This is a genomic window from Bifidobacterium sp. ESL0822 (genome assembly GCF_052606675.1).
In genome coordinates this window covers 1,036,000-1,051,923 of sequence record NZ_CP199596.1, presented here as the reverse complement: position 1 = coordinate 1,051,923, position 15,924 = coordinate 1,036,000, and the positions used below count along the sequence as shown (strand labels likewise).

Genomic DNA, 15,924 nt, shown 5'->3' with positions numbered 1-15,924 from the left:
GCTCGATTGGTCACTATGCCTAACCGTATTCATAGGATATAGCTAATCGCCTGACCGACAAAGGTAAACAGCATATACATATAAGTATTGCTTCGTTAATCAGTGTTCCTAGGGTGCAGGGATGGCGCAAGCGCCGACCAGGCGAGTGCTGGCCAGACCGGCGCGGGGTAGGTTATGGCAGTCCTGCTGGGTTATCGTTGGATTTTGGCGGGTCTGATACGGGCGGTCAAGGCGCGGAATGCCGTGTGGTCAGGCCTGACTTGGTTTGACTGGTGGTCGGTATCTCGAGTCGTCAAGGATGGTGCAGGTGAAGAAACCGTAGTCTGATATGTGGAAATAGGCGTCCTGGATTTGCTGTCCTGTGGCTGGACATGAGCTAATCTGGCCCGCAGATTGTAGGGGTCTGCCGGTTGTACGTCAGCAGATGGGAGTCGGGAGACGCTCAGAATCGAGTCTGATTTGGCAATCCCGAACCAGCCTGTTTTATGGCCGTGTACATGATGCCGATGCCGGTCTGGAAGAAGTAAACATATGTGTGGTGGGGGCGCAAGGGGGTGTCGGCTCACTGGGGGATTGAGCCTTCAGTGACACTTGCCTCCGTGCGCCCCCTGTAAGCCGGGGCGGGAAGATTGATCCGCCACCCGGTCTGTCTTGCTCGTGCGAAGCATGTGACAGTTGGTGTGTTTCCCGCCGGTGTTGGCGTGATGCCAGGACCCCTCCCATGCCGGTCATGCCGGTGGCCAGGGCGAGCAGGATGCCCTCCCCTCCGGCGCGGGGAAGCACTCCTGCAGGCAGGTATGTGTAAGTCAGGGAGGTGTCGGTCAGGGTGCGTCCTGCACCGCCCATCGTGTAGGCGACGCTGACCGTGACCGGGCCAGGCAGGTGTTCGGGCGTGAGCACAGTGACGCTGTTGCTGTTGCTGACAGGGGTCAGATCCGTGGCGGGGCTGGTATCGAAGGTAACGCCGTTGATTACCGGAGACAGGTTGAACACCACCGGCACCGGGGTTGGGCTCGGATTTCCTGCCTCAGGATTTCCAAGCTGGCCAGTATTGTTTCTACTCCATGCCAGTGCACGTCCGTTCGCGTCGACTGCAAAGGAGTGATAGTATCCACTGCTAATCTGCATGGCTTTCAGTCCTGTGCTTGCATTATTGGGTTCGAGCATCATCTGTTTGGGGGTAGGATTCGAAGTCCAACTGCCGATGCTGCCGTTGCCGAGCTGACCATATTCGTTGCTTCCCCATGTCCAGATGTTTCCGTTCTCGTCAATCGCCAGTGAATGATTGCCTCCGCCGATGACTTGTTTGGCTTTCAGCCCTGTGCTTGCATCATTGGGATTAAGCAGCACCTGTCTGGGGATAGGATTCGGGTCGATGGTGCCCTTGTTGATGCTGTTGCCGAGTTCACCGTTATGGTTGAACCCCCATGCCCAGATATTTGTGTTCTCGTCAATCGCCAGCGAATGATTGCCCCCCGCACTCACTTGTTTGGCCTTCAGTCCTGTGCTTGCATCATTGGGATCGAGCAGCACCTGCATGGGAATAGGATTCGCCTTGTTTTCCATGCTGTTGTTGATGCTGTTGCCGATTTCGCCATGATAGTTGAACCCCCATGCCCAGACGCTTCCATCCTGATCAATCGCCAGCGAATGCGAGTCTCCGGCGCTGATTTGCATGGTTTTCAGTCCTGTGCTTGCATCATTGGGATCGAGCAGCACCTGCATGGGGATAGGATTCGGGTTGCTTGTGTTGGTGTTGATGATGCTGCCGAGCTGGCCTAGACCGTTCCATCCCCAACCATATTGGTATCCATTACTACCAATAGCCAGAGAATAATCGTGTCCGGCGCTGACCTGCATGGCTTTCAGTCCTTTGCTCGCATCGTAGGGGCTGTTGGGATCGCACACCCGCACAGGAACAGTCATATAGCCACCGCTGGTGTTATTGCCGAGCTGGCCAGCCCAGTTTAATCCCCAGGCGTACGTGTATCCGTCGCTGCCGATGGCCAGCGAGTGGTAGCCGCCTGCAGCGACCTGTACATAAGTGAAGTCGGTCGGCACGCCTGCAGGCTTTTTCACCATGACCGGCGTAGCCCGGTCGGCGGTCGTCCCGTCGCCGAGCTGCCCGTACTGGTTGCTTCCCCAGGCGTAGGCGTTCCCGTCGCTGCCCACCGCCAAGGAAAAACCATAGGTATAGTCTTTTCCTCCGCTGATCTGGTTGAATTTGATGCCGCTGGTGCTGTCCGGCGGGGTGATGGTGGTGGCCTCGTTGCCCAGCTGGCTGCCCCGGTCTGGGTTGATTCTCCAGGAGGTGTTGGGGTTTTTGCTGGTCCATTTGGCGGTGAGGGTGAGGTTGTCGGTGACGGGCCTGCTGAAATCGTAGGCGGCCTGCCTGATGAACCACCCGTCGAACAGGAAGCATTCGCGCGCCGGATCGGGGGAGGGCCGCTTCACCCTGCCGTACGGGGCGGGGAAATGCTGGTCTGCTGGTCCGGGGTCTCCTCCGCCCGTGTCGAATCGGACCGTAAATGTGGATCGTGGTTCGACGTCCCGCGTCAGCGGCTGGTCGACCGTGTACGTAAGGCTTCTGGTGAAGGGCCGGTTGTCTTCTTTGCCGGTGATGGTGATGATGGCTGGTCCGGGCTTGCGGGCGGGCATGTCCGTCTGCCATGAGCCGTTGTTCCTGGCAAGCGTGAGCGGCTGGCCGTCCATGCTGGCTGTTTCCAGGGTTGACTCGGAGATGGTGTCGGGCCTGACGGGCTTGCCGGGCTGGCCCTGCCTATATATTCCACCCTGCCGGTCGACGGCGGTGACCCTGCTGCCGGTGCTTGCGGCCTGCATGTACTGCCTGCTCCCATCGTCCGCCCGGATGGGCTTGCTTCCCGGCTTCCAAGCCCAGATGTGGCCGTCTTTGTCAACGATCATGGTCTGTTCTTCGCCGCTGTTGATTCTGCCGATCTGCTCGCTGTTGGGCAGACTGACGGCTGTGGGGCTGCTCTTGCCATAGGCCAGGTGATAGGCCTGCCCGTCCTCGTCCAGGAGGAGGAACCCCTGGTTGAGGGCCTGCGCCTGGACGGTGCGCATGCCCGGGTCCTGCCTGATGCGTTCGGGCTTGATGTTGCGTGTGTTGCTTGTGTCCCAGGTCCAGGCTTGCCCGTTCGCGTCCACGATGAGGGTCCGGCTGGCGGAGGCGACGGCAAGGACGGCTTGCGCCTGTCCGGGCAGGCTGGTTGTTTCCTGTTCGGCGGGTTTCGGTTTCGGATTCCGGCTATCGGCATCGCTGGCCTGGTAGGCGTGGATTTGTCCCTGCCGGTCCACGGCCAGGAGCCGGTCGTCGTTGATGCTGATGCTGGTGAACCGGGTGTTCTTGCCGGTGTCGAGGAGCGTGGGTGCCGCTTGTCTGCTGTCCCAGGTGTAGATCCGCTGGTCGGATCCGAGTGCGGCCTGCCGGCGGCTGCCTGCTGCGGCCTTGCAGGTAACGGAACCCGGCGGCGGCCTGGGCGGGGGCGGGCACCTGCTTGGGTGTGTGGTCCTGTGTCCAGGTGTGGATGCGGCCGTCCCCGGTCAGGCCGAGGATCTGCTCTCCTGCGGCTTGGACGTTGACATAGCAGGGCTCCTGCGGGCTGGGTGGCTTGATGGTCAGCCGGGTGCCGGTGGCGGGCCCGTGGTCCGGGCTCAGCGTCCAGTCCGTGGCCTTGGCCCATTGGGCTTTCAGGGTCGTGTCCTGCAGGATGGGGGTCCGGAAGTCATAGGGCTGGCCGTTGTATGTCCACCCGTCGAACCGGAAGCCCCCACGCACAGGGTTCTGCCGTGGAGGGGATGCGAGGGTGCCGGTTTCCACAGTTGATTGGGTAGGCGTGCTCGCGTTATCCGGGTCGAAGCGCACCACATGCGAAGTTTGATCAGCGGTATCGGATGGCTTGGCTGAAGCAGATCCTGTGTTGTCGGGTGTTCCCGTCGTCGATGATGGGGTTCCTGGGCTTGTTCTTGGGCTTAATGGTGTGGTGGTTTGTATTGGCGAGGGCGAGGGCGAGGGCAGTGGGGTGCTGGCTGCGCTGCCGGTGGGGATGCCGGGGGTTTGTCCAGCTGTGTGGGGGGTCTGGCGGCCCCCCTTGATGGATGGGGGAGCGTCCGCGTCGGCGGTCGCGGCGCCCAGGCCTGCCAGCAGGCCCAGCAGGAGGATCGTCGTCGCCGAGGCGCGACGCAGACGGGTACCCTGATGCATAAGCCGACAACCTTTCGCCCACACCGGACACAGCCGCTTCGAACATCCCCAGGAAGGTGCCGATGAATCCCTGCTTACAACGTTCCATCCGTCAGGAAGCCGTCCAGTTCCCCAGTCCTCAAGCCGCCCCAGCGCCAGCCGTACAAGCCATATCGAAACCCAGCCAACTCCCCAACACCACTACATTCATCATGCTACCTGAAAAAACAAGAACACACGACGCCGTTTGTGATATCGGATCCATATAGGTCAAGCCTGCTTCGGGCTCCGTGCCAGCACAGTGCTCCTGTTTACTGCCTCACTGAAGACAAAGCGAGCAAATATCGTACCGCAACCCGTATTTCCCTCCCCTGAAGCCATCTTCTGCCCGGCGATAGAATGGGCTGACGAATCAGGCGCGAGGGAAGCGACGGCTATAGTGACGACTTTGGATGATGTGGCCGGCGAGGCCGGGGTGTCGAGGATGACGGCATCCAATGCCCTACGGGGCAAATCCTCGGTCAAGCCCGCCACGGCGCGTCGAGTGTTGGAGGCAGCGAAACGTCTGGAGTACCGGCCCAATCTGGCGGCCCGGCGGCTCAGCTCGGGCAGGTCCGGAATCATCGGCTTCTCCACTGTGGAACTGGATCGTTCGCCCTTCTCGGCGGCCTTGGCGGCGGCGGTATCAGATCAGGCCGTCAGCATGGGGTATCAGACACTGATCCAGCAGACCAGGCAGATGGCCGGCTACGAGTCATCCATGGTGGCAGACATCGCCACACAATTCTGCGAAGGGACCATCCTGTCTGCGCCGGCCCTGTCTGCTGACTCTATTGCCGCGCTCAATCGGCGCTATCCCTTGGTGGTTTTCGACGGTCCTCAACTGGACCGGTCCGTGGACACCGTGCGCAGTCCTAACCGCAAGGGTGCCCAGGCGGCAGTGGAGCATCTGATAGACCATGGTTACCGGCGGATTCTGGTTCTTGGAGCTTCCTACAAAGCCCCAGACCAACTGGCTCAGTCCAGCCTAGGGCAAGACCAGCGGCTCTTGGGGGCCATGCAGGCAGCACAAGTCCATGGAATTCGCCTAGGACCTGAAGATGTGGTCGACTGCGACTGGGAACAGGGCAGCGCGGATCAATCCATGGCCGTACTGCTGGCTCGTCGCAGGAATTTTGACGGGGTCTTCGCCCTGACGGATGTGGTGGCCATCGGGGCTCTGCACGCGCTGGGGGAACATGGGGTGCGAGTACCCGAGCAGGTGGCCCTGATTGGTTTCGATGGGCTGGAAGTGTCCCGCTTCCTCACACCCTCACTATCGACCATCCGCGTAGATACGGACCGGGTGGCGGCCGAGTGCCTGCGACTGCTCATGGCTCGGATGAAGGATCCACCCGGCAGACATCAGCCTGAGCAGGTGCACCTTCCCTTCACGCTGGTGGAGGCTGGTAGCACAGCCCAGTCTTGAACTCGTCAACCGCGAATCAGCGCCAGTGTCAGCAGGTCAGGGGTGGGACCTTCGTCTCCGGCTTGGACCTGTACCCTGACGGCCCGGTCGGGCAGGGCGTCCAATCCACGACCGGTCAGGGGGTAGTGGTCCAGTATTCTGCCGTTTTCCTGGCTTCTTACGGGCTCGCCCAATTCCAGGCCTTCCGTCCGTAAGGAGTAGGGTGCGGCGCTGTCCTGGTCCCGCATGGTCACCTCCAGCATTGTCGCTCCGCCGGTGGCATCTCGCAGACGGTATGAGAAGCAGCCCCCAGCCAGGGCGTGACGGGTGTTGATTCCCTCAATCAGCTCCTGCCGGTCATTCCTGCCCTGATACTCGTGGTCGATTTCGGACTGCTGGGACCCGCAGTCCACCCGGTCGCAGACCTGCAGCTCGTGGGCCTGCTCCTGTGCATCGGTCTCTTCCAGGGCCCGGTGAACGCGGTCCGTATCGCCATCCTGCGCCCAGGGCAGGTAGACCGAATATCGGGAGGCCTCGATGGAGGTGAAGGGGACCAGCAGCAGGCGTGAATCGGTCCACCCTTGTTTTCCGGTCTTGGGTCTGGAGACGGCCACCTCTATGGCGCCATCATCCTGGGGGTGGGGCAGCAGGAAGTCCTGGGGCGCTCCCTGGAGCACGGGCAGATCGCCCAGCGGACGCAGGGGGCCGGAGGCGATGTGCCCGGCACGGGAGTCGTCAGCCTTCAGGCCAATCAGGTCGGTATCGTCGCTGCGGGCGGCCATGACCTTGACACCGCGCAGCAGGCTGACCCAGTCCGAACCGTCCGGCAGGGGCTCGGCGGTCACCCGAACCTGGTGGCTCAGCTCCAGGCTCACTTGGCCGGTCCAGGTCAGATGCAGGTGGTCGAAGCGGGGGCTGCCATCCGAACCGGACGTCGCTGGCTCGACGGTCATGTCCGCCTGGCCTTGCGCGATCCGGTACTCGGCGCCCTTCAGCCACCAGGGATGGCGTATGTTGAGGTCCAAGGTCTGCTGACTCTTGTCGCTGGCCTCCAGATCCAGACGGCCCAGGTTGGTGGCTCCAGGGCCGGGAGCGTAGGCCAGGCTGACCTGTAGTCCGCGCTGGAACCAGTCCAGGCTGGCGGGGATGAAGAGGTTGACCGCCAGGGACTCGGATTCCTGGCTGGATTTCTTTCCGGGCCGGCGCTCGAAAATCATGGCACCGTAGCGGGCGTGGTTTTCCAGGCCGGTGCCCACACAGCACCAGAAGGAGCGCTGGGTGCTGGAATAGACCCTATAGTGCCGGGGTCGCATGGGGGTGAAGTAGACGAAGCCATGCTCGCGGATGCCCACTGTGGAGACCAGATGGTTGACCAGGACCCGCTCATAGAAGTCCAGATAGCGGGCCTGTCCGGTGCGGTCGTAGAGGCGCAGGGCCAGCTTGGCCATGTTGTAGCTGTTGCAGGTCTCCAGGCCCTCGCGGGAGGTGACCATGGCCGAGAAGTCGTCCGGCGGATTGAAATGCTCGGAGATGGAGTGGGCCCCGATGGAGACCGTGCGCTTGTCCACCACCCCATGCCAGAAGGTGTCCACGGCTGTGCGGAAGGTCTCGTCTCCGGTGACCTCGGCTAGACGCTCGTAGCCCAGGACCTTGGGTATTTGCGTATTGGCGTGCAGGCCGGTCAGCTGGTCCTTGCCTGCGGCCAGCGGTTCGAAGAAGGGGCGGTCGGTCAGGCGACGGGCCTGGTGGAGATAGCGGTCCTTTCCGGTCAGCTGATAGAGGCGGGCGAAGGCCTCGTTCAGGCCCCCGTACTCGCAGGTCAGCATGGTTTGGAAATCCTGTTCGTCGATATTGTCCGCCAGGTCGCACCACCAGTCGGCCAGGCGCAGGACCATGACGCGGGCCATTTCGGAGGCGGCCTTGGTTTGGAAGGACTGCCAGCAATCCAGCAGGCCGGCGAAGAGCTTGTGCAGGTTGTAGAGGGGCACCCAGGCGCCCAGCAGATCGAAGGACTGGGCCTGAACGTGACCCTCCCGCAGGTTCCGGAAGAGCTCGGCGCTGTGAGGCATGCCGCCCAGGAAGCCGTCGCCCGAGGCCTCCTGGCACTCGAGCAGGCCGGTCAGCATGCGGGTGGCGCGCTCCAGGAAGGGCCAGGTTTGCAGACTCTGCCAGTAGGCCGCAAGTCCGGACAGGTAGTGGCCGCCGATGTGGCCGTCCAGACCCATGGATTCCCAGTTGGGGTATGGATCCGCTGTGGCGGTTAGGCCTGCCTCGCGCTGGTAGGGGGCCAGAAGGCGATCGGGATCCAGGCTCAGCAGATAGTCCGCGCCGGCCTGCTGTGCATCGGCGTAGATGCTGCCGGGGGTCAGACGGACCTGCGATGGGTTGAAGTGGGCATCCGACCCGGGACGGTTCTGCATGGACTGGGATTGATGGCGCGCGTCGGTCATGGCTCCTCCTTGCGGTGCCGTTCGGACAGGCCTGCGATGGCGGAGTCGGCGGCATTGCTGATGATAATTGTAGCGCTACACATATTGTCCATTCCGGCAATGCCGCCATGCGATGCCAAAGCTGTCTGGCGGAAGAATATGGGTGGCCCCGTTGCGTTGGGGGAGTTGGGGCCACCCGTGTGGTCCGGGCCTGTGTTTGGGGATAGTGATAACCCGGACCTGCTTACACGAGGGAAGTCTTTATTGTTGTCGGCTGAGGGTTTCCAGCCGGTGGCGCCTGGCTGCTGCGGCGCATGCGAAAGCGAGCAGCCCGGCGATCAGCAGGGGGACCAGGCCGCCTCCGCCGGCCCTAGGCAACACGCTGATGGAGTTGTATCGATACGTGTTGCTGGTGTCGGGGGTCTGGTCTGCTCCGCTCAGCCTCCATTCGATGGTGACGGTTGATATGCCGGGCATATGCGCCGGCGTGGCAACCGTCCAGGTGCCATCGGGGTTCCTGGTCAGGTCGGAGGCTTCAACATTGTCGAACAGGACATGCGTGGGGATGCCTAGTTCGGGGAAGTTGTCCTTGGCTGGACTGGCGGACCAGGTGTCGCCGGTGTCGCGGCCCAGCTGGCCCTTGGCGTTGTCCCCCCAGCTGTAGAGGTTGCCGTCAGATCCCAGGGCCAGGCAGTACGATGCATCTGCGCTGGCCTGGGTGAAGGTGATCCCTGCCGGGGTATCCACCTTGTTGGGCCTGCCTGCCGAGGTTTTGCCGCTGTCGCCCCAGGTGTACAGGCTGCCATCGGAACCCAAGGCGATGGAATGCTTGCCTCCTGCGCTGGCCTGGGTGAAGGTGACGCCAGCCGGGGCGTCGGCTCTGCCGGGCTTGTCTGCCGGAGTGCTGTTGGCGTCGCGGCCCAGGCGTCCGTTGGCGGCATTGCCCCAGGTGTAGAGGCTGCCGTCGTCGCTCACGGCCACGGAGTGGCTTCCGCCTGCGCTGGCCTGGGTGAAGGTGACGCCTGCCGGGGTGTCGGCTCTGCCGGGCTTGTCTGCCGGAGTGCTGGTGGTGTTGCGCCCGAGCTCGCCGTGGGTGTTGTCTCCCCAGGTGTATATCTCGCCTTGTGTGTCCACGGCCACCGTGTGGCCCTGGCCTGCACTGACACTGGTGAAAGTAACATCTGCCGGGGTGTCAGCCTTGTCGGGTTTGTCAGCGGGGGAGCCGCTGGTGACGGTACGTCCCAGCCGGCCGGTGCCGCTGTCACCCCAGGTGTAGATGTTGCCGTCCGAGCCCAGAGCCACGGCATGAGATCCTCCTGCGCTCGCCTGGACGAAGGTGATGCCTGCCGGGGTCTCAACCTTGTTGGGTCTGTTGGCTGGGGTGCCGCTGGTGACTGTGCGCCCGAGCTCGCCGTGGGCGTTGTCTCCCCAGCTGTAGAGGCTTCCGTCGGAGCCCAGGGCCACGGAAAATCCGTAGCCCGCGCTGACATGGATGAAGTTGACGCCTGCAGGGGTATCCGCCTTGCTCGGGTGGCTGTCCTGCTTGCCGGCGGTGTCGCGGCCCAGCTGCCCATGGCTGTCGTTGTCCCCCCAGGTGTAGAGGCTGCCGTCGGAGCCCACGGCAGCGGAATGGAGGTCTCCTGCATCGGCTTGGCTGAGCCGGATACCGCGTTCCGGTGGCGGGGTCAGCGTGACGGTTTGGCCACCGGTCTCAGGCCCGTTGTCCTTGTCGAGCTTCCACCTGTTGCTGTCGGCACTGCTCCAGTGGGCGGTCAGAGTCGCCGTGCCGGTGACCGGCCTGCTGAAGTCATAGGCTATGTTGCCGACGAACCAGCCGTCGAACAGGTGTTTATTCTTGGTTGGATCCTTGGCGGGGGGTTTCAGTCGGTTTCCCTCGGTCACGATTTGGAAACCGAACCCATTGCCACCGTCGGGGTCGAAAATGATCAGGTAATTGTCCAGGTATCTGTAGGACAGATGCGCATCTGGACGCTCACCGTTCATCTTCCAGGTGATGACTACATCAACTCTGCCACGGTCATGTTGGGGCGTGGTGACGCTCCAGGTGCCGTCCGAGTTGGGGTCGAGGTTGGTTCCGGGTGCCCCGCCGAAACTCACGTTAACGGGCTTGGGATCCTCGGGGAATGCGACCATGCCGGGGCTCCTGTCGTACTTGCCGCTGGTGGGGCGTCCCAGTTCGCCATACTTGTTTTGGCCCCAGCTGTACAGGTTACCGTCGGAGCCAATGGCTAGGGAGTGGGAATAGCCGGCGCTGACCTCGGTGAATTGTGCGGCACCTGCTGGTGTAGGCACTTTGCCCGGCTTGACGTCGTATTTGGCTGACCCGGTGTCGCGGCCCAGCTGTTCGCAATCGTTTAGTCCCCAGCTGTAGAGGTTGCCATCCGAACCCAAAGCCAGGGAATGTCTGTGTTCTGTGCTGACCTGGGTGAATTTCGTGACGCCTGCCGGCATGGTCACTTTGCGCGGCGTGCGGTCTTGCCTCGCCGGGGCGGTGTTGCGTCCTAGCTGGCCATATTCGTTCCATCCCCAGCTGTAGAGACTGCCGTCTGAGCTGGTGGCCAGGGATGTCCACTCTCCAGCCTTGATCCAAGTGAATTTCTTGACGCCTGCTGGCATGATCATCTTGCGCGGTGAACGGTCACGGAAGGGATATCCGCCGGCGTAGCGTCCCAGCTCGTCATAAGTGTTGTCGCCCCAGCTGTAAAGGTCACCGTCCGAGTCAAGAGCCATGGAGTAGAAGGTTCCTGCGCTGATTTGAGTGATTTTTGTGATGCCCTTCGGCAAGTTCACCTTGCCTGGCTTGACGTCGTATATGGCAGAACCCGTGTCACGTCCAAGTTCGCCGTACTTGTTTTCTCCCCAGCTGTAGAGGTTGCCGTCCGATCCCAGTGCAAGGGAATGCCATTTGCCTGCACATGCTTGGGTGAAGTGGACGCCGGCCGGTGGAGTGACCAGCTTCGGCTGATTGTCTATCTGGGGGTTGTCTTTTGGTGTTGTGCTGACAGTTTCGCGTCCCAGTTCTCCGTCGGCATTGTGCCCCCAGCTGTAGAGATTGCCGTCTGAACCGATGGCCAGGAAATGGGAGTAGCCTGTGCTGACCTGGGTGAAGTGGACGCCGGTCGGCGGGTTGACCAGGCTTGGCGTGCGCTTTTCGTCTTCAGGAGTCTCCAATTTGTAGTTGTTGTCTCCCCACCGGTAGAGGTTGCCGTCCGAGGCGATGGCCTGGGAACCTTCTTCTTTTGCCGGGATGATGTGGCTGAAGCGTATGTCTGGTTTGGTGGGCGGGGTCAGGGTGATTTTGGCGTATCCTCTGGTCTTCCCGGATGCGGGGGAGAGGCTCCAGGCGCTGGTGCCCTTGGTCCAGTGGGCGGTCAGGGTGAGATCCGTGGTGACGGGCTGGGTGAAGTCGTAGGCCACCTTGGAGTCGCCCTTGGCGTCTTTGGCGAACCAGCCGTCGAACAGGTAGCCGTCCCTGGTCGGGTCTTGTTCGGGACGGCTGGCCAAAGCACCGTCCTTGACGTTCTGGGAGTCGATGCTGCTGCCGTCTGCGCTGTTGAAGACGACCTGGTACGAAGTTGAACCTGACTGAGCACGGCTGGCTGCGGTACCGACGGATGCGTCTGTTTTCTGGTCTGCTGCGGTTTCTTCCAGTCTGGTCGGCTGGGCCGGGCCGATCGGTTTCGCGATGGCGTCGGCCGCAGTGAGCCCGCCGAAAATCATGCTGGCTGGAAGAATGACAATAACTTTCAAAATGTCTACAACAATGGCTGACCGGGAAGACACGTCCGGATGGCACATGATCGCTACAAACCCCTTTCCCAAGGTAAGGCAATCCGATGATGAAAACCCCAAGTTTTTTCATCGGTCGCATGCCGGGCACGTTCCCGGTAGCTAGAAAGAACGCTAGCATGCAGGTTCGGGTCTGGAGGGGAGCAACACTCGGATAAAACGAGTAAAAAATATTATGTCAAGTTGGGACGCCGATATTTTCCTCTAGGCGCAGAGGTAAAAATGAAAATGGGTGGCTCCCTGATGTTGGGGGGTGCGGAGCCACCCATCATGGCCGGGCCGTTCTTGGGATGCGGCCCGGCCGTTTACTCGAGCGAAGTGAATTCATGCCTGTGGCGTCCGGCTGCCAGGGCGCCGGCGGCGGCAAGCAGGCCTGAGGCGAGCAGGAGGAGTACCCCCGTGTTGCCTGTGAGGGGCAGAATGCCTTTGAAGGTATAGCTGAGGTGGGTCGGGGTCTGGTTGGCGGGACCCAGGGACCAGTCCACGATCACGTCAGACAGTCCCGGATTGTGGGCTGGCGTGGTCAGGGTGACCGACCCGTCCGCGTTCTGCTGCAGGCTGCCGGCGGGTGTCTGGTCGAACCTGACGCCGGTAATCAGCGGCGGCGGATATAGCGCCACCAGCGTCGGCGTAATGATCTTCGTGCCGTTGTTGCTGCCCGTGCCGAGTTGCCCACGGAAGTCGTATCCCCAACTGTAGAGGTTGCCGTCCTGACCGATGGCCAGGGAACAAGCCGATCCTGCGCTGATCCGCGCGACCGCGAACCCCTTGCCTGCGTTGTCCTGGCCTGCGGGGAGTGACACTTGTGAGGGGACGAGCAGCTCGGAGGTGCCCTGGTTGCTGCCCAACTGATCAAAGGTGTTTTCTCCCCATCCCCAGGCTGTGCCGCTCTGGTCGATAGCCAGCGAATATGTGGCTCCGGCGATGATTTGTGCGGCCTGGAATCCCTGGCTGGCATCGGCAGGGTTTTTTACCTGCGTGGGTGTGGACCGGTCGGTCAGCGTGCCATCGCCGATCTGGCCATCCGCGTTCATTCCCCATGCCCAAGCTGTGCCGTCCTGACCGATGGCCAGTGCGTGGACTTCACCGCTGCTGATCATCCTGGCCTTAAAGGTCTTGCTGGCGTTCTTGGGATCGGGCACGGGGGCTGGGTCGGTAGCATATGCGGTGCTGTATTTTCCTGTGCTTTGGCCGTTGCCGAACTGTCCGTGGTTGTTGTATCCCCAGGTGTATACGTTGCCGTCGGCGTCCAGGGCCATGAGGAAGCTGTATCTTGCGCTTACCTGGACCGCCTTCAGCCCCTTGTCGGAGCCGCTGGGATCCTTGGCCAGGGCCGGTGTCAGTTTGGGCGCGCTATAGGTGTCCTGGTCCTTGGTTTCGCTGCCCCAGACGTAGACGCGCCCATTCAGGTCGATGGCTGCCGAATCGGTGAAGCCGGCGGTCACCTGGGTGGCCTTGAAGGGTTGTCCGTCTGGGCCCTTGACGGGCTGTGGCTTGGAGTGGTCTTGCCTGCTGCCGTCGCCAAGCTGGCCATATTGATTTTGTCCCCAGCTGTAGACGGTCTGGTCGGAGCCGATGGCCAGCACGTGGGTTCCGCCTGCGGCGACCTGCGTGTAGGTGAACCCGGTAGCTGCGCCGTCAGGCAGGGGGACCTTGGTCGGCGCGTACTGTGTGGCCGTCGTACTCGGATCCTGGCCCAGCTGCCCGTAGTCGTTGCCGCCCCAGGCGTAGGCATTCCCATCGCTGGTCACCCCTATAGAAAAACCGGCAAAATTATCGCTGGCGCTTATCTGGTTGAAGCGGATGCCCCGGCTGGTTTTGGGCGGGGTGATGGTCACCTGCTGGCCGCCTTGGGCATCGCCATTATTCGGGCTGATCGCCCAGCTGCCGATGTCTGCAGGGCTCCAATGGGCGACCAGGGTAATGCTGCTGGTGACGGGCTGGCTGAAGTCATAAGCCACCTTGGATTCGCCTTTTGAGTTCTTGAGGAACCAGCCGTCGAACAGGCAGCCGTCTTTGGTCGGGTCTGCGATCGGGCGTGTGGCCTGCCTGCCTTCGGTGACGGACTGGGGTCCGGGCATGCCCGAGGGTGCTGTAGGGGAGTCACTGTCGGAAGAGAAAGTGACATGGTAGGCGTTCATGTATCGGTAGGTCAGGTGGGTGTCGGGCTGCTGGCCGTTCATGCCCCAGATGATGGTGACATCGGTCTTGCCTGCTGCATGCTGGGGCGTGGTGACGCTCCAGGTGCCGTTCGACTCGGCGATGAGGTTGGTGCCGGGCGTCCCGCCGAAGCTGACGCTGACGGGTCTGGGATCCTCGGGGAATGTGACTGTGCCGGGGTCGGCGTCAGAATGACCAGTGGTCGTGCGTCCCAACTGGCTTCGGCTGTTGTCTCCCCAGCTGTAGAGGTTGCCGTCCGAGCCTAGGATCAGGGAGGAGGTATTTTCTGCGTTGATCTGGATGCAGCTGATGCCTGCCTGCAGGGATACTTTGCCCGGTGTGGCATTTCTCAAGCTGTTGGCGTCGCGTCCCAGCTGGCCGAATTTGTTGCTTCCCCAGCTGTAGAGGTTGCCGTCCGAGCCTACGGCCAGGGTGTGTTGGTTTCCTGCGCCGAACTGGGTGAATCTCGTGACGCCTGGGGGCAGCGTCACTTTGCCTGGATCGATGTTTTGTGTTGGCGTGTCGGTATCTCGTCCCATCTGGCCGTAGCTGTTGTAACCCCAGCTGTAGAGGTTGCCGTCTGAGCCCATGGCCAGAGAACACCATCCCTGTGCGGCAATCGCGGTGTATTTCGTAACGCCTTTCGGCAGGATCACTTTGTTCGGCAGGGTTCCTGGATTTTCGCTGTCGGTGTTGCGTCCGAGTTCGCCCTGAGTGTTGTCTCCCCAGCTGTAAATGTTGCCGTCCGAGCCAAGAGCCATGGAATAGAAGGTTCCCCCGCTGATCTGGGTGCAGGTGATGCCTGTCGGCATTGACACTCTGCCTGGCGTGGCGTCGTAGGTCGCTGATCCCGTGTCGCGTCCCAACTGGCCTCGGCTGTTGTCTCCCCAGCTGTAGAGGTTGCCGTCCGAGCCGATGGCCAGGGATTGCGAGTATCCGGCGGTGAACTGGGTGAAGTGGACGCCGGTCGGCGGGGTGACCAGGCCCGGTCTGTCAGCTGGCGTGATGGTGGTGCTGCGTCCCAGCTGCCCGTTGTCGTTTAGTCCCCAGCTGTAGAGGTTGCCGTCCGAGCCCATGGCCAGGGAAAGGCTCATTCCTGCGCTGGTCTGGGTGAAGTGGACGCCGGTCGGCGGGGTGACCAGGCCTGGGGTGCCTTCTGGCGCCTTGCTCGGTGCGGTGGCTGGTATCTCATTGGTGTCGCGTCCCAGACTTGCTTTGTTTTGTCCCCAGCTGTAGAGGTTGCCGTCCGAGCCCATCGCCAAGGTATGCCATAGACCCGAGCTGATGTGGCTGAATCGTACGCCGGGTTTGGCGGGTGGGACCAAGGTGATCTTGTCGCCTCCGGCGGCTGACCCGGAGGTGGGGGAGAGGCTCCAGGCACTGGTTCCCTTGGTCCAGTGGGCGGTCAGGGTGAGGTCTGCAGTGACGGGTTGGGTGAAGTCGTAGGCAAGATTGCCGGTGAACCAGCCGTCGAACAGGTAGCCGTCCCGGGTCGGGTCCTTGGCGGGCCGGCTGGCCAGTGCGCCGTCATCGACGTTTTGAGGGTCGATGCTACTGCCGTCGGCGCTGTCGAAGGTGACGGTGTGCCTTGTTGAGCGTGCCTGGGGGCGGCTGTCAGGTGTTTGATCGTGTTCGGGTGTGGTGTTCAGTGGCGAGGGTGTGGTGTTCAGTGGCGAGGGTGTTGGTGTCAATGGGGACCGGGGTGTCGTCGGCGTGGTCTGCAGCGTTGGCTGGCTTGTGTCGGTGTTGGTGTCGGTGTCGGCTGTGGCGAGGCTGCCCATGATCAGACATGCGGGCAGGATGATGGCAAGCAGAAGGCTCGCGGCAATGCATGGCCGGGCAGAAGCATCCCTATGGTGCATGATGGCTGCGAA

The 15,924-nt window shown here is 62.0% G+C and carries 6 protein-coding genes; 1 reads left to right on the top strand and 5 read right to left on the bottom strand.

Annotated elements, in window-relative coordinates:
• Positions 1–483: 483 nt before the first annotated feature.
• Together ACUIAF_RS04220 and ACUIAF_RS04215 are read right to left on the bottom strand one after the other, a co-directional pair.
• Positions 484–3,318, bottom strand: a complete 2,835-nt coding sequence (locus tag ACUIAF_RS04220; RefSeq protein ID WP_445339118.1) for an RCC1 domain-containing protein — start codon at positions 3,316–3,318, stop codon at positions 484–486.
• A complete protein-coding gene (locus ACUIAF_RS04215) occupies positions 3,269–4,225 on the bottom strand; it encodes an InlB B-repeat-containing protein (protein ID WP_445339117.1) in 957 nt (318 codons plus the stop codon). Before ACUIAF_RS04215 ends, ACUIAF_RS04220 begins: the two co-directional genes overlap by 50 nt.
• A 418-nt stretch (positions 4,226–4,643) precedes the next feature.
• Between ACUIAF_RS04215 and ACUIAF_RS04210 the strand changes: the two genes are divergently transcribed.
• Entirely contained in the window at positions 4,644–5,672 is a 1,029-nt protein-coding gene (locus tag ACUIAF_RS04210; RefSeq protein ID WP_445339116.1) for a LacI family DNA-binding transcriptional regulator, read from the top strand.
• Between the two features lie 5 nt (positions 5,673–5,677).
• Here ACUIAF_RS04210 and ACUIAF_RS04205 read toward each other — a convergent pair whose 3' ends face one another.
• From ACUIAF_RS04205 to ACUIAF_RS04195, 3 genes are all read right to left on the bottom strand, one after another.
• Entirely contained in the window at positions 5,678–8,101 is a 2,424-nt protein-coding gene (locus tag ACUIAF_RS04205; RefSeq protein ID WP_445339115.1) for a beta-L-arabinofuranosidase domain-containing protein, read from the bottom strand.
• A gap of 240 nt (positions 8,102–8,341) precedes the next feature.
• Entirely contained in the window at positions 8,342–11,821 is a 3,480-nt protein-coding gene (locus ACUIAF_RS04200) for an RCC1 domain-containing protein (protein ID WP_445339114.1), read from the bottom strand.
• A gap of 374 nt (positions 11,822–12,195) precedes the next feature.
• Positions 12,196–15,912, bottom strand: coding sequence for an RCC1 domain-containing protein (locus ACUIAF_RS04195; RefSeq protein WP_445339113.1), 3,717 nt, complete (start codon positions 15,910–15,912; stop codon positions 12,196–12,198).
• Positions 15,913–15,924 lie beyond the last annotated feature (12 nt).